Source organism: Alkalihalobacterium sp. APHAB7, assembly GCF_048323755.1.
Taxonomy (GTDB): domain Bacteria; phylum Bacillota; class Bacilli; order Bacillales; family Bacillaceae_F; genus Alkalihalobacterium.
On the sequence record NZ_JBLWFS010000027.1, the window covers coordinates 1 to 16,040 of the forward strand.

A 16,040-nucleotide genomic window follows, 5' to 3' on the forward strand; every position below is an offset into this window, starting at 1 on the left:
AATAGCTTTTTACTCATGATTCTCCATCTCCAAGTTATGTCTCAATTTGTAGTTCTTACATTATACAAAAAAGTACCCTACAGAGAGAGCACTTTTTTTAAGTGTCTACTCTATAGGGTACATTTTAATGATGATTAGCACCTCTTTTTGTACGGCGACAGCAGCTTTTCTTAGTTTTCGCATATGTGATGAATTTTGATAAGAAAAACCAAAGGGGACTCTAGAAGCCCTTATTTGCAATAAAATCAATGATTTTTACAGTTTAGGGACCTCATAGGCTCTTATTTACTAAAAAGACGATCTTTTGCTCAAAGAATACTGCAAATAAGGTCCTCACAGTGCCCTAACATTGTTAAAATACTAGATTCCAAGAAAATAAGGTCCTCTCAATGCCCTAAAAGGTTAGGTATTTGAATTCCTTATTTATGACCTTATATTCGTTACACTCAATGAACCTTCCACCTTTATGCTAACTTACCTATCATTCGCTTTCCTTCTAGAACTTGGTCATTGCAATGGCTTCTCGAGAATTAACATAGTACTTTACAAGAAATCCAAAGTGAATGATGGACATAATAAAATGTATGGCCAGCCCGATAAACAACCACATCAACAGATCTGGCATCAATAAAAAGGCAAGGTCCCATGACATTCCTCTCTGGAAAAGGATACCTGTTACCCGAGGGATTAAAACGATGACAGCTATAGGGATCGCTATATTAAGCAATGCTGCAGTTACTCTTTGCCTAACTGTTATTAGTTTTGGACGGGTAATCATTCTTGAAATTTTAATGATGTTGTAAATGATAGTAACAGCAAATAACACGATAAGTAAACGATAAACCCAGTAATACTGAACGCTAGAAGAAGGTTTCTGTTCCGTTATAAGCGAGACCACTCCATTCGTTAAGTCCGGATAAAACAAAAACGCGTTTAGCATATGGTTTTTGTTGATTAAGAAGGCCATGCTATATTCATCTTCAAGGAGCATGATCGCATTCGAAGTATACCCAGGCAAAGAACCGCCATGGTGGACGGCCGGACGACCAGCAATTTCACCGATCATTAAGCCCATTCCATAGAAATTGCCACTCGACATCATCAGATCAATACCTTCTGGAGACACGCCAAGGACGGGCTCCTTCATGCGCACCGCTTCAAGAAAGCGAACTAAATCTTTTGAAGTAGACGTTATAAAACCAGCGGGAAGGTCGTACTGAAGATGTGGTTCCATTCGCTTTTTAGAAAAACCAAAAAAGGAAAGGTGACCAGGTGTATCCACTTCACCGATTACCGATGTGTGTTCCAGCCCAAGCGGATTAATAATATGTTCCTTGATATATTCGGGATAGCTTTGGCCGCTCACTCTTTCTACAATCGCTCCTAGCAAACTATAATTGGGATTAAAATAGGAAAAGTATTCTCCCGGCTCATACGTTAACGACATGCTATTCATATCCTCAATTAAGTCGTTAAACTGCGATTCCGGTGAAAGGTTAGACATGTACTCAAATTCAGTCATCCCACTAATATGATGCAAGAGATGCCATACAGTGATTTGATCAGATACGGTGAAATCGTCTAAGTACGTAGAAACACTTTCATCGAGGTTGATCATTCCTTGTTCGACAAGCTGCATCACCGCAAGAGCAGTAAATGTCTTCGTCGTCGAGCCAATATAAAACCGGGTTTCCTCGTTTAGGTCGTCACCGAAGACCTTGCTGTACACCAACTCACCTTGGTGCGAAATCGCAACAGACATTCCAGGAATGGCTAATTTATCCACTGTCTGTTGAATGTAATTATCCAATTCATCCTCTATTGGAAGTTTGTTAGAAGATGCTTCGGCATGTGCCGAATGAAAAAGGATGAAGGTAAAGAGAAGCAGCACACCTGTCAGTTTCCCCAAAAATATTTGATTCATAGATTTCATCATTTAAAATTTCCTCTCAGTTATTTAGCATCCAAAAAAAATACTATTCCTTCTTTATTATAATACTGGGCATTTATTCCTTTTCATTTTATTATGAATTCTTTATGAATATTAAGAGAGGAGGATAGCGCATATGGAAAAAATAAGAGATGTAACAAAATTAAATAAAAATATTTTCCTCAGTTTAAATTACTAAATAAGTAATACCAATATAAAGGAATTTTTTTAAACTATTACTTAGTTATGTATTTAATACATGCTACACTATAAATTGAAATGAACGGAGTGAAACTATGAAATTACCATACGGAGTAACGGGTGGATATTACAAACCAGTACTTGAAAAAGAACCACCTTGTATAGATGAAAAAGAGTTTTATCGTACATGTAAGGAGATAGCAGCGAAGAAACACTTGAAGTGCGAGATCATGCAAGACCTATATTCTAGCAGTTATTGTGCGGTTCAATTTAATTATCAACCACGACCCATTTATGTACTATGTAATCGCGCTCATACGTTTATTGCCTTTTGTTTATTTGAAAGTTTAGGCGAGGGTCATGTCTTTCATTGGGATCAATTTATTGATTTTGAAGAGCTAGAGAATGAATTCGGAAGGGATTATCATGTATTATCTGTAGAAGAATTATCCCAACCGTTTCAGTTACAAGAGCATGAGGAATTAAGAAATGTTCGTTCTATTATTGAACAAGTGAATTATTATCAACCTCGTACAATTGGAGAGGCGATATTCAATACGTGGGATTAATTTAAATTTAGTTCAGCTGGTTAGAAGTTCAGAGATTTTAGAAAGTTGGAGGAATGATTAGTGGATATACTAAAAAAAAGGGTTTTACAAGCAATGAGTTTGACAGATGACTTTTATAACCATATTAATGAGGGTTGTTTAACTTTAAAAATATCAGATGTGCCATCAAATACAATTGGAGGACAAGCCTATTGTATTATCGGAGCGAGAGAAAGCTATTTAAAGGCTTTAAAAAATGGTCATTGGGTAGGATTTGATTGTAGTCTAATTGATAGTAATGATAAACCTTTAATTAATAGTAAATTGGAAGAAACTCATGCAAACATAGAGAGATTTTTACGAGAAACGGGCATAGATAATATTACCAGTAATCTGTTATTTGATTTATTAGAACATGAGGTTCAGCATCACGGACAATTAATTCGCTATACATATGCTAATAAAGTCGAATTTCCAAAAAGCTGGAATATTCGTTATACTGTTTAATTTTTTTTTCAACAAGAGGCAAAAAGTCCTGCATCACAAGTAAATATAAATAGTTGATGTGTACATTAAGCCTTATCAATAAATGCGATTGGATGGCAGAAAGCCGTCCATTTTTATTTTAGCCTAAAATAAGGACTATTGAACCAAAAAGGTAAATATTGTAACTGAGGAAGAATAGTTAAACTCCATTTGAAAACAATATAAAAAAATACAAATAATGGAGTTAACATGCCAGCACAAAATTTAATTACAAATAACCAACCTCGTTACAAAAAAGGAGTTGTTACTCCTTATAATTACAATATTGTAGAAATAAGAAATCCGAACGTCATCATGTGGTGGTCTGCGGCGATGCCTGGTTTTGGCCATGTGATGTTATGTAAATATTTAAAGGGCTTCATATTAATTATTTGGGAGTTCGCTGTCAATGTGAATGCAAACATTAATACGGCGATTGTCTACACGTTTACAGGCAGATTTGATGAAGCGATCCAAGTGGTTGACCCGAAATGGGTTTTACTCTATATGCCTGTTTATACCTATGCGATTTGGGATAGTAGAAGGGCAACCATTGATTTAAATAAATACGCCATTTTAGCAGATCAATCTAGTGATTCTATTGCTGAGATTAATTCGATAGCTATTTCTGCTATAGAAAATAACTACCTTGATAAACGAAAACCCTGGTTAGCTGTTTTTTGGTCGGTTGTTACACCTGGTTTAGGACACCTATACATCAATCGGTTACCATCCGGATTTTATCTCCTTATTTGGTTTCTAGTAGCCATCTGGTTTTCTAATTTCCTACCAGCAATTCACTTAACATTCATTGGTGAATTTCAACAGGCGACCAGTATCTTACATCCACAATGGGTGTTATTTTTACCTTCGATGTATGGTTACGCTGCTTATTCCGCCTATGTACTATGTGAAAATTTCAATAAACTCATGGAGAAACAACAGAGTTACTTTTTAGAAGAAGAATATCAGAATTCGTCTTTTAAAGAGAAAACGAATTTATTGACAGAGAGAAGTGGTGAAATGAACGTTGTGGCGTCTTTTGATCACACAGTTTACTTAGAGCTTGCTATTAAAGAACTTGAAAGACATGGAATTAGTAAAGAAAATATTTTTACAGTACCGCTTACCGAAAAAAATAAGCCAAAGAAAAACAGCGAGATTATTCGGGGATCGGGCTTCTCCCTTTTAGATATGACGTTTGCGTTGGCCACGGTATTTTCCCTTTTTGGTGTGATTTATGGTTTTGTGCTCGCTGGCGGTCCAATTGCTTGGGGTTTAATTGGTCTTTTCTTTGGTGGCGGTGTAGGATTTTTACTTGATTTATTTATTCGAAAAAAGCAATTTAAATTGAAGAAGATGAAAGGCGAAGGTGGAGAAGTAGTAGTTGTGATACATTGCAAAGAAGATCGCATTCCTTTAGTAAAAGAAATATTATTTGACCATTTTACAGTTGGACTCAAAGTGATTGAAGAAAAATTTAAAGTAGAGACCGATTAACAATATCACGTATTCAGGTGAACTAACGTTACTTACTAATGAGAATTTCAATTTCAGGCGAAATCGATTTCAGCATTTCGCCTATTTCCTTTTGTATAAGTTATAGTTTATACCATTTAACACCACACAATGATCCGATAAGGTGTAGTTTGAGCTGGAATGCTTTTAGTGGAAGGACCATAAATGACAATAAGATTGCGGTTTGCAGGATTTCTTGTGAACGGTTGACCATTCGTTAGTAAGACTTGTGTATAAGGAGAAAGGTTTACTTTTAATTGTCCATCACGACTAACTAATTGAGAGTTAAAAAAGTCTACTTTGACATTTTGATAGTAAGTCTCTTTTACCATAACAAGGGAAGCGTACTGTGGCGGATATATCAAAGGCACCGGTGCATCCCCATCGTAATATCCAGTGACTCGATCACCAACTGAAACAATCGCTTGGTCAACAAAATAAGTAGTCGGAGAGACAACGAAGTTAACAAGGGTACCAGTACCGTCTTCTACAGATATCATTTTATAACACCCTTCACTTTCGTCATTGACACCGATCGGAAAGTCGTGAATTGAGGTGACGAAGCCCTGAAAAAACTTGAAATTGACCATACTCTAACCTCCATAATTATTTAATTCATATTCCTGACTGCACTTACACTTCACATCATTTATGGATGAATGTAATTAATGTAGAATTTAGATTTGGTTTCATAATTAAAACGCCTCAAGGTAAATCATATGCAAGATGACAAACAAAAGAACAATCTAAAAAAGGCTTTTTAGAAACGGTTGAAGTCCTACTAGGGGTAAATTTTTTGCTAACTTTGACAGAACTTTAGTCATTTTTACACATTTAAATTGGAGCATTCTAAAAACGTTGCTATAACAGACTTCATCTATAGGTATTTATCGTGTTAGGTTTCCGAACTATCATTTCCCAGCTCTCATAAGGATGAATCAGCGAATTAGATATGTTACAATGACCATCAAACAATGCATAAAGGAGAATGATATGAGAAAAAAATGGTTATTAAGTTTATTACTTGCTGGAATTGTTTCTGTAACAGCAGCATGCGGGAACACGGATGAATCAGCTGAAAATAATAATGAAGCACCTGAAACACAGGAAGAAGCTGCACCCGTCAATGCTGAACAGCCGGACATGCCTGAGCCGGATTTAGCCGGTATTCCTGATGTTGTCGCAAGTGTCAATGGAAAAGATATTTCAAAAGAAGACTTTGAATCCGTTTATGTAAATCAATTCATGCAAGCTGCAATGCAAGCACAAATGTTTGGTGAAGAAGTGAACCAAGACGAATTAAAAGAACAGATGATTGAAAGTATGATTGCTCAAGAACTTCTTAAACAAGAAGCTAATAAAGCGGGACATGAGGCTTCAGAAGAAGACATTACTAACACACTTGAGGATTTAGCCGCGCAATATGGTCTTGGCACAAGTGACGAGTTTCTTGCTGCTTTGGAAGAACAAGGAATGGAAAGAGAAGAAGTGATGTCAGAGCTTTCCTTGCAAGTAAAAGTAGACAAGCTGATTGCTAGTGAGTCGGGAGAAATAGAGCCAACAGAGGCAGAGCTAAAGGAATTCTATGAACTTGCTATTGCGCAACAAGCAGAAATGGGTGGAGAAGATGTAGAAATTCCACCTTTTGAAGAGTTAAAAGACGAGATCGAAAAGCAAGTGAAACTTCAAAAGCAGACGGAAGTGGCACAAGCGTTAGTTGGAAAACTTCGTGAGGAAGCAGACGTAACGATTAATCTATAATATCTTGAAAACCAGATCCAAATCCGGATCTGGTTTTTTGTATTCTAATATTTTTACATAGTGCCCTATCCTAAAAAAAATTCTCTTGAAAATCGTTTGAGCGACACTTATAAAATTCTTTTATGGACTAAGGCAAAAAACCTAGAGTTCATAGTTCTTTTGACATATAAAAAAATAAAAATTAATATAATATAAAAAAAGTGGTTTAAGATATTTAATAAAGGGTACTTAAGTCATAGGTTCTTTTTCTCTCTTTCTGAGATGAATGGTACAACAGTAATAGAATGTACACTTCACTTATATTCCTTACCTATCATGAGAAACAGAAATGATCACATCTGCAAAAAAGAAATTAGTAAAAAGGAGAAAGGCGATGGAGCAAAAATTGAATATTTCGTTCAAAAAATTAGGGTTTATGAAGTCAATCAAATTTAAGTTATTAGCTATTGTAGTTATTAGTAGTTTTATCGGCGCACCAGTGTCTGGTTTTATTCAATCTTTCCTTTCAATCAATGGAATTGTAAGTGGAGCTGTATTTTCATCAGTCAGTTTAATCATTCAAATCTTAACGATCCCTGTTTTAGTTGTAGTTTTTTCTCACTACTTTATTACAAAACGAATCGATAGGATGAATAAAGTCTTAGCTGAAGTAGACCGTGGAAATTTTATTACATACAAAGATAAGTGGGACGATGAAATTGGAAGACTGGCAAATAATATATCCTTCTTATCGACAAATTTAAAAGATTATATGAAAGACACTCACGCACAATCAAATAAAGTTTATGAACATTCCCAAAACTTCAAGAATTCTTTTGATATTCTCGGTCAGAAAAATGCAGAACAAAACCAATTGTTGGACTCTTTTCACAAAAGTAATCAAGATGTCGTTCAAGTGTTTGATAAAACGAGCATGATCTTGCAAGAAGTTTCCAGTACGATCGAGATGAATTCTTCTACCTTACAAAAAGTAAATGATCGATCAATAGCTTCTAGTGAACTCGCGGTCGAAAGTCAAACGGCTCTTAAGGACATATCCGAGCAATTTCAGACGATACAAGAGGAATCGAAAGAGACTGCCCATTTAATTCGAGGTTTAAATGATAAGATGAAAGAAATTGAACAGGTCATTGATATCATTAAAGGAATTGCAGATCAAACGAATTTATTGGCCCTCAATGCGAGTATTGAAGCAGCCCGGGCTGGAGAACACGGAAAAGGTTTTTCCGTTGTCGCGGGTGAGGTAAGAAAATTAGCCGAGCATTCCATTTTAGCAACAAATAATATTAGTCAAATTATTGAGAGCGTCAACCAAGATGTACAGCAGGTAGTAGTGTCAATGAAAGATAATCGTGAGGAAATCAATGAAGGTGGAAAAATGTTCTTTGGCGTTCATGGCAACTTGGATCGTGTATTGGAACATATGAAAGGATTTGCAGAAGAAATTAATGAAATGGCTGGAACGATGGAAGAACTGACAGCAAGTAGTCAAGAAATAGCCAGTATGATGGTTGACTCCAAAGGTTTGATTGAGAAAAATTCTGAACAATTAAATGATTTTCAGTCCATACAAAGTGAAGTCGATCAAACGATCCAAACGGGTGGAACTGATGTGGAACGCCTTGTTAGACAAGCAAGAAAGTTAGAAGAAGGTATGGAATTATAGTATTAGAAAGACTGCGTAACTGTCTCGTTATTTAACGATTCATTTGTTACACAGTCTTTTTTTGTGAAAGTTTAAGTGTAAGCATTCATGTTAAAATGAGTGAAAGAATTAGAAGGTTTTTTATTACTTTTAAGGAATACTTTAAGTACATAACATTTTTTATTCCACAGGGGGAAATCATGCCTAAACAGAATGAAACCTATACCCGAGATTACGCACGACAACTAGATCAAAATGATCCGTTAGCTCGATATCGCGATGAATTTTACATAAAAGAAGGGACGATTTATTTCGATGGAAACTCACTCGGGTTGTTATCGAAACGAGCAGAGCAAACTTTACTTGACTTACTTCACTCATGGAAAACACTTGGTATTGATGGGTGGACCGAGGGAGACAATCCGTGGTTTTATTTGTCTGAATCAATGGGTGATCAGATGGCGCCTCTCGTTGGTGCGAATAATGAAGAAGTGATTGTAACCGGTTCCACAACTTCGAACCTTCATCAATTAACGGCTTCTTTCTATCACCCTGACGGAAAAAAAACGAAAATTTTAACCGATGAACTCGCTTTTCCGACGGATATTTATGCGCTCCAAAGTCAGTTGAAACTGAAAGGAATGGATCCTTCTGAACACTTAGTGAAGGTAAAAAGTAAGGACGGGCATACGGTTGATGAAGGTGATATCATTCAAGCGATGGATGAAGAAGTTGCCCTTATTGTTCTACCAAGTATTTTATACAGAAGTGGTCAAATTTTAAATATGGAGCGACTATCAAAGGAAGCGCACAAACGAAATATTTTAATTGGATTTGATCTCTGTCACTCGATCGGATCGATTCCTCATCAATTAAGCGAATGGGAAGTTGATTTTGCTTTTTGGTGCAATTATAAGCACTTAAATGGTGGGCCTGGAGCTGTAGGCGGTTTATATGTAAATAAACGACACTTTGGAAAAAATCCAGGACTTGCTGGTTGGTTTAGTTCACGAAAAGATAAACAATTTGACATGGAACATGAATTATCACCGGCCGAACATGCGGGTGCGTTTCAGATGGGTACACCGCATGTGCTAAGTATGGCGCCATTGATCGGGTCTTTATCGATGTTTAATGAAGTAGGGATCGATAAAATTAGAACAAAGTCCTTACAATTAACGGGCTATATGCTAGACCTGATCGAACACGAACTAAAAGGCTACGGATTTATAGTGAGAAATCCAAAGGCAGACGAAACGCGCGGCGGTCATATTTTCCTAGAACATCCGGAAGCGGCTCGGATCTGTAAAGCTTTAAAATCGCACCATATCGTCCCAGATTTCCGCTCCCCAAATGGGATCCGTCTCGCACCAGTCGCTTTATACAATACGTTTGACGAAGTATGGTTAACCGTAGAAAAGTTGAAACAAATTATGGATGATGAAGAGTACAAGAAATTTGAAAATAAACGTGGAGTTGTCGCATAGAGATGAAAAATAACACGAAAAATCAATGGATTGATATATCCCAGCCACTTACAAGTTTAGTTGCTCACTGGCCTGAAGATACGCCATTTTCATACGAGGTTAGTTACACAAAAGAACAAACCGGTTCGGTCAATATCGGTAAAATTACAACGAGCGTACACATCGGAACGCATATCGATGCACCGTTTCATTTTAAAAATGATGGTGCCAAAGTGGGAGCTTTAGACATCAACGTGTACATTGGGCCATGCCGGATCATCGATGTATCAGACGCTGCGAAAATCGATGCGGATGTACTGCTTCAATATGAATTAGAGGGGGTAACTCGACTACTACTGAAAACGTCGGTGCCAAACAACCCGAGCGCTTTTCCAAACGAAATACCGTACATAACGAGAAGCGGCGCGGAGTATATGCAGCAGAAAGGAATTATTTTACTAGGAGTCGATGTTCCTTCTGTCGATCCTTTAGATAGTAAAGAACTAGAGGGACATCACGCGTTACATGAACACGGAATTCATATTTTAGAGAATGTTATGTTAGATAAGGTTGAGCCTGGTGATTATGAATTAATTGCATTACCACTTTCGATCACAGAATCAGATGGAAGTCCGGTTCGAGCGGTCATTCGCCCGGTATAGAGAATAAAAAAATAAGAGGCTTTATGGAGGAGTACTACGATGGAACACAAAGATAAAAAGCATTACTCAACAACTAAGTCTGAAAAAAACATACACACTGATTTTACAAACAATATGACGTACGGGGAATATCTGCAGCTCGATCAAATCTTATCTAGCCAGGATCGTTTATCCGATCATCATGATGAGATGCTGTTCATCGTCATTCACCAAGTGAGCGAATTGTGGATGAAACTGATTTTACACGAACTAAATGCCGCGATCGACTCGATTGAAAAAGATGATTTGCAAACGTCATTCAAACAATTAGCACGAGTATCACGAATTCAAACACAAATCATACAAGGATGGGATGTCCTTTCCACACTGACACCTTCAGAATATATGGAGTTTCGGGACTTCTTAGGGCAAGCGTCTGGATTCCAATCGTTTCAATACCGAAAGATCGAATTTGCGCTCGGCTATAAAACCGATCATGTATTGAAAATCTATCAAAAAGATCCTGAACTTTATGCAGATTTAGAAAAAGCATTTATTGCACCAGGATTGTACGACGTCGCGATCAAACAACTGGCAAAAGTCGGGTTCACGATTCATCCAGATGTATTAAATCGAGATTACTCTTCGCCGTATGAGGAAGACCGATCTGTACGTGACGCTTGGTTAGCCGTGTATCAAAACGTCGATCAATATTGGGACTTATATCAGCTCGCCGAAAAACTCGTCGATATCGAAGACTCTTTGCAACAATGGCGTTTCCGTCACATGAAAACCGTCGAACGCATCATCGGCTTCAAAATGGGAACCGGCGGATCTTCCGGAGTGAACTATTTGAAAAAAGTATTAGACCAGCGCTTCTTCCCAGAGTTGTGGGATTTACGCACGGAATTGTGATGGTGAACGGTAACTGATATGTGAGTGTTGAGAAGGCCGCGTTTTGCGGTCTTTTCGTATAATGGTAAAAAATTGCAGTTTCGGAATTATTTTTGGTAGCGGGGATGAGGTAGAGCAGATAAAAGCAATGAAACTATTATTAAAGATTGTATATCTACTCTAAGCCACAGATAAGATCACATTTTATCCAATATCAGTTAATAATGGATCGCAAACCGTAGATTAGAGCTCACTTTATCCAGTTTCAGTGAATTTTGGTTCACACACCGTAGATCAAAGTCCAATTTACCAGTTTCAGGAAATCGCGCACCACAAACCACAGATTGCCCCCCGAATCAGTCAGTATCAGAAAAGAACGGGAAGCAAGCCGTCTAATAGAGTCTATTAGATCCAGTATTAGCTTAACTGTAAGACAAATTCCATGATTTCAGCACATCCAGTCCGAGAAAAGACAATTCTAGAAAACACCTCCTAATCAATCAATTCAATTAAATATTCTGAAATTATTTCTTTACTGACCTTATGTAATGTAAACTAATAGTACACATAACCTTTGTCTAGAATATCTAATCGGAGTGATACGATGCATCTTACAAAAGAACTTCCCATTCCTTTCCCCATCCTAGTGACAAATGAGCAGCAGACGATTATTGATTTCAACGAGTATTTCAATCAAATTGAACTTCCTTCACTACAAAAAGGTCAACCGATAACTGACTTCTTTGATCAATGGGTGCCTAGTGATGATTTTTATATTGCTCACTACAACGATCATAAGTATCTATTAGTCTCAACAACATACGAATATCTTGAAGGAAAACACTATATTTACATCCTGCTCAATGGTGATCACTATGTGGACCTGTTAGAAAAGGTGAAAGAGTTAGATAAATATAATCGAGAACTTGATGCAATTATCGAAAGCTCTTACGATGGTTTTTATATTACTGATCATCAAGGAACCACGCTAAAGGTTAACTCTGCGATCGAACGTATTACAGGGATCCCACGAGAATATTATATTGGGAAGAATATTAAGTATCTTCTTGAAAAAGGGATTCTTACCGAATCGGTTACACTCAAAGTTTTAGAGAGAAACGAAGCCGTTACGGTCGTGCAAAAAAATCATAACCAAATGGAAACGATGTTAACAGGTAGTCCCATCTATAATGAGGCAGGAGAAATTGAAAAAGTCGTAACGAACATTCGGGACCTCTCCGAATTAAATAACCTTCACCAAGAATTAAAAAAAGTCCAACAGCTAAATGATCAGTACAAGCATGAATTAGAGAGACTGAAAGCTCATAAAAATTTAGACCCAGAAGTTGTTATCAAAAGTAAAAAGATGGAAGAATTGTTCCAAGTGGCCGAACGGTTAGCTAACGTGGATGCGACGGTTTTAGTTTTAGGAGAGACGGGAGTCGGTAAGGATGTTCTTACAAGGCATCTCTATCGTGTCAGCAATCGTTATGATACGGGTAAACTGATAAAAGTAAATTGTGGCGCCATTCCGAAAGACTTACTTGAATCAGAACTATTCGGTTATGAAAGCGGTGCGTTTTCTGGAGCTAGCCGATCCGGGAAACCCGGAATGTTTGAATTGGCTGACCGCGGGTTCTTATTCTTAGATGAAGTCGGTGAGTTGCCACTAGATTTACAAGTAAAACTGCTGAGGGTTTTACAAGAAAAAGAGATTCAGAGAGTTGGGGGAACCGATGTAAAAGAAGTAGATGTTCGAGTAATAGCAGCTACCAACAAGGACCTAAAAAAGATGGTTGAACAGGGAATGTTTAGAGAAGATCTATATTACCGTTTACACGTTGTTCCGGTTTCCATTCCCCCGCTCAGGGAGCGCAGAGATGATATTTTACCTCTCGTACAACACTTTTTAAATGAAAATAATCGCAAGTATCAAATATCCAAAAGCTTTGATAGATCGCTTAAAGAATTTTTTTATCAGTATGATTGGCCGGGGAATGTCCGAGAGCTTGCCAACTTAGTAGAACGGTTGATGCTGACCGTGCCCACCAATGAGCTCAAAATGAAGGATCTTCCTGACGATTATCGGAAAGCGAAGAAACCCAGTGCGTATGTTGCAATGGAGATGAGAACTTCAAATGAAATGGGAACTCCAAATGAAACCAGAACGCTGAAGGAAGCAGTTGAGCAAGCAGAACAAGAAGTATTAACGTTGGCAGCACAACAATTCCAAACGACGTATGAAATCGCAGAACATCTAGGGACGAGCCAAGCCACCATTGTCCGAAAGTTGCAAAAATATAAAATCAAACCCACCAATACAAAAATGAATTAAAATCCAAAAATGAATTAAAAATTCCCTCTCTTTTAATTCAAAAATGAATTAAATAGATGCCGACCAATCGAAAAGCGCTAATTATAGCGCTTTTTTATTTTGGCACGAGTTTTGCAATGAAATAGATAGAGAAACAAATTAAAAATTACTGGAGGCATGATTAGAATGATCGATTTCGCTTTAACGGATGAACAGAAAGAGTTTCAAAAGCTGGCTAGGGATTTTGCACGAAATGAGATTAGACCCGTTGCCCATATTTATGATGATACCGAGGAAGTGCCATGGGATGTGATTAAAAAAGCGGCCAAGTTAGGGTTAACATCGTATCGTTACCCGGTAGAATACGGCGGTTTAGGGATTAGTGATCCGATTACTTCTTTAATCATGACAGAGGAAATTTACTGGGGTTGTGCCGGAATTGGTACAGCGATTAATGGAACGGGATTAGCAGCGACAGGCATTATGGTAGCTGGTACGGAAGAACAAAAAAAGAGATTCATTCCACAATTTTGTGATCCTGATAATCCAAGACTTGGAGCGATGGGGCTTACAGAACCGAGTGCAGGTTCGGATGTATCTGCCATGGCTACTACTGCCGTCAGAGACGGAAATGAATACGTCCTTAACGGAACTAAACAGTTTATTACGAATGGTGGCATCGCTGATGTTCATGTCATCTTTGCTCAAACAGACAAAGAAAAAGGTTGGAATGGTGTCGCTGCTTTCGTAGTCGAAAAAGGAACACCTGGACTGAAAATGGGGAAAAAGGAAATCAAAATGGGTGTACGTGCTTCGCATACTGCACAAGTCATCCTAGAAGACTGCCGAATTCCGTTGGAGAACCGCTTAGGTGGTGAACCTGGGGAACCGACTCACATTAGTGGCCTTGCGGCATTGAAAATGCTAGAACGCACGAGGCCGTCTGTTGGTGCTGCAGCCCTTGGAATAGCAAGAGCAGCGTATGAATATTCGCTTGAATACGCCAAAGAGCGTAAACAATTTGGTAAACCGATTATTAAAAACCAAGCGATTGCTTTTAAACTTGCTGATATGGCTACAGAAATTGAAGCCTCTCGATTACTGCTGTGGAAAGCAGGTTGGCTCGTTAAAAATAACCAGCCGTTTGCTCGAGGTGAAGGAAGCATGTCGAAGTTATACGCTGGCGATGTTGCCGTAAAAACAGCAACCGAAGCCATTCAAATTTTAGGTGGCTACGGGTATAGCCGCGAGTATCCTGTAGAGAAGTGGCTGCGTGATGCAAAAATCTATCAAATCTGGGAAGGAACAGCTGAAATTCAACGCCTAGTTATTTCGCGAATGATCGAACAGAATGGCTAAAGGAGTGAAGAGGAGAAGCTTCCAATTAGTAGAGAAAATCGATAAATTATCACACCAAAAACAAATTACATTGAGGTGGAAACGATGTCGCTTTTAACGGATGAAAATTTACAAATGAAGTTGATGATACGAAGCTTTGTTGAAAATGAAGTTGAACCGTATGCCCAGCAAATTGAAGAAGAAGATCGAATTCCAGACCACTTGATTGAGAAAGCGAAAGAAATAGGTTTGTTTGGGATCAGCATTCCCGAAGAATACGGGGGCATCGGCTTAAATACGGTAGGAAAGTCGATCGTATTAGAACAACTAGGAAGAACCCATAACGGATATGTTTCTTTAATCAGCGCCCATACCGGGATCGGCAGTACAGGATTGGTGCGGTTAGGTTCTGAGTATCTAAAAAACAAATACCTGCCTGCGATGGCAGCTGGAGAGAAAATTGGCTGCTTTGCCTTATCTGAACCAGGAGCGGGTTCGGATGCAACGAACCTTTCCACTCGAGCAGAGAAAAAAGGAGAGAAGTGGATTATTAACGGGACAAAGCATTTTATAACGAACGCTCCAATTGCCGACCTCTTTACGGTGTTTGCGGTAACGGACAAAGAAAAAGGAGCGAAAGGCGGCATTACCGCTTTCTTAATTGAAAAAGAGTTTCCGGGTCTAATTATTGGAGCAATCGATAAAAAGATGGGATTAAGAGGATCTTACACCTCACAAGTGATTTTTGAAGATTGCGAGGTGCCTCAAGAAAATGTCATTGGAGAAGTCGGCATGGGATATATGTCTGCGCTCCGAATTCTAGGTGAAGGTCGTATCGGATTGGCTGCCAGGTCCGTTGGTTCTGCTGATAAATTAATAGAAATGTCTACTCGGTATGTCAAAGAACGAGTTCAATTCGGTAAGCCGATTGCTCACAATCAAGGAATTCAGTGGATGCTTGCAGAGATGGCAACAGAAACAGAGGCGGCAAGACAACTTACTTTGATGGCTGCCCGATTAATTGACGAAGGAAAAAAAGCGATTAAAGAAGCCTCGATGGCGAAAATGTTTGCCACTGACGTCTTTAATAAGGTCGCTGACCAAGCTGTTCAACTTCATGGAGGCATGGGTTACGTGTCTGAATACCCTATTGAAAGATTTTACCGTGATGCCCGTATTACGAAAATCTATGAAGGTACAAATGAAATCCAAAAGATGATTATAGCGCGCCATATTTTAGATGAACATTAAGGAGGGAA

General features: G+C 38.2%; 13 protein-coding genes. 11 read left to right on the forward strand and 2 right to left on the reverse strand.

The annotated features are described in order from the left end of the window. Positions 1-496 precede the first annotated feature (496 nt). A complete protein-coding gene (locus ACNSTQ_RS19140; protein WP_418201385.1) occupies positions 497-1,936 on the reverse strand; it encodes a serine hydrolase domain-containing protein in 1,440 nt (479 codons plus the stop codon). Between the two features lie 290 nt (positions 1,937-2,226). Between ACNSTQ_RS19140 and ACNSTQ_RS19145 the strand changes: the two genes are divergently transcribed. The 3 genes from ACNSTQ_RS19145 (at position 2,227) to ACNSTQ_RS19155 (ending at position 4,704) form a co-directional block, all read left to right on the forward strand. Then, positions 2,227-2,700, forward strand: coding sequence for a hypothetical protein (locus tag ACNSTQ_RS19145; RefSeq protein WP_418201386.1), 474 nt, complete (start codon positions 2,227-2,229; stop codon positions 2,698-2,700). Positions 2,701-2,760: 60 nt separating this feature from the next. Next, entirely contained in the window at positions 2,761-3,186 is a 426-nt protein-coding gene (locus ACNSTQ_RS19150; RefSeq protein ID WP_418201387.1) for a hypothetical protein, read from the forward strand. Positions 3,187-3,414: 228 nt separating this feature from the next. Beyond that, the gene (locus tag ACNSTQ_RS19155) at positions 3,415-4,704 is read left to right on the forward strand and encodes a hypothetical protein (RefSeq protein WP_418201388.1); all 1,290 of its coding nucleotides are present in this window, start codon (positions 3,415-3,417) and stop codon (positions 4,702-4,704) included. 116 nt (positions 4,705-4,820) lie between these two features. On the opposite strand, the gene ACNSTQ_RS19160 is transcribed toward ACNSTQ_RS19155, so the two are convergent. After that, positions 4,821-5,312: a hypothetical protein gene (locus ACNSTQ_RS19160; protein ID WP_418201389.1), complete on the reverse strand. Its 492-nt coding sequence runs from the start codon at positions 5,310-5,312 to the stop codon at positions 4,821-4,823. Between the two features lie 403 nt (positions 5,313-5,715). Here ACNSTQ_RS19160 and ACNSTQ_RS19165 point away from each other — a divergent pair, with 403 nt between their 5' ends. The 8 genes from ACNSTQ_RS19165 (at position 5,716) to ACNSTQ_RS19200 (ending at position 16,032) form a co-directional block, all read left to right on the forward strand. Beyond that, entirely contained in the window at positions 5,716-6,483 is a 768-nt protein-coding gene (locus ACNSTQ_RS19165) for a SurA N-terminal domain-containing protein (protein WP_418201390.1), read from the forward strand. 373 nt (positions 6,484-6,856) lie between these two features. Then, positions 6,857-8,149, forward strand: coding sequence for a methyl-accepting chemotaxis protein (locus ACNSTQ_RS19170; protein WP_418201391.1), 1,293 nt, complete (start codon positions 6,857-6,859; stop codon positions 8,147-8,149). A 179-nt stretch (positions 8,150-8,328) separates the two neighbouring features. Continuing rightward, positions 8,329-9,615, forward strand: coding sequence for a kynureninase (kynU, locus tag ACNSTQ_RS19175; RefSeq protein ID WP_418201392.1), 1,287 nt, complete (start codon positions 8,329-8,331; stop codon positions 9,613-9,615). Positions 9,616-9,617: 2 nt separating this feature from the next. Then, a complete protein-coding gene (gene kynB, locus ACNSTQ_RS19180; protein WP_418201393.1) occupies positions 9,618-10,256 on the forward strand; it encodes an arylformamidase in 639 nt (212 codons plus the stop codon). A gap of 39 nt (positions 10,257-10,295) precedes the next feature. After that, a complete protein-coding gene (kynA, locus tag ACNSTQ_RS19185; RefSeq protein WP_418201394.1) occupies positions 10,296-11,150 on the forward strand; it encodes a tryptophan 2,3-dioxygenase in 855 nt (284 codons plus the stop codon). Between the two features lie 583 nt (positions 11,151-11,733). Continuing rightward, positions 11,734-13,464, forward strand: a complete 1,731-nt coding sequence (locus ACNSTQ_RS19190; RefSeq protein ID WP_418201395.1) for a sigma-54 interaction domain-containing protein — start codon at positions 11,734-11,736, stop codon at positions 13,462-13,464. 168 nt (positions 13,465-13,632) lie between these two features. Further along, the gene (locus tag ACNSTQ_RS19195; RefSeq protein ID WP_418201427.1) at positions 13,633-14,802 is read left to right on the forward strand and encodes an acyl-CoA dehydrogenase family protein; all 1,170 of its coding nucleotides are present in this window, start codon (positions 13,633-13,635) and stop codon (positions 14,800-14,802) included. 84 nt (positions 14,803-14,886) lie between these two features. Further along, positions 14,887-16,032, forward strand: coding sequence for an acyl-CoA dehydrogenase family protein (locus ACNSTQ_RS19200; RefSeq protein ID WP_418201396.1), 1,146 nt, complete (start codon positions 14,887-14,889; stop codon positions 16,030-16,032). Positions 16,033-16,040 lie beyond the last annotated feature (8 nt).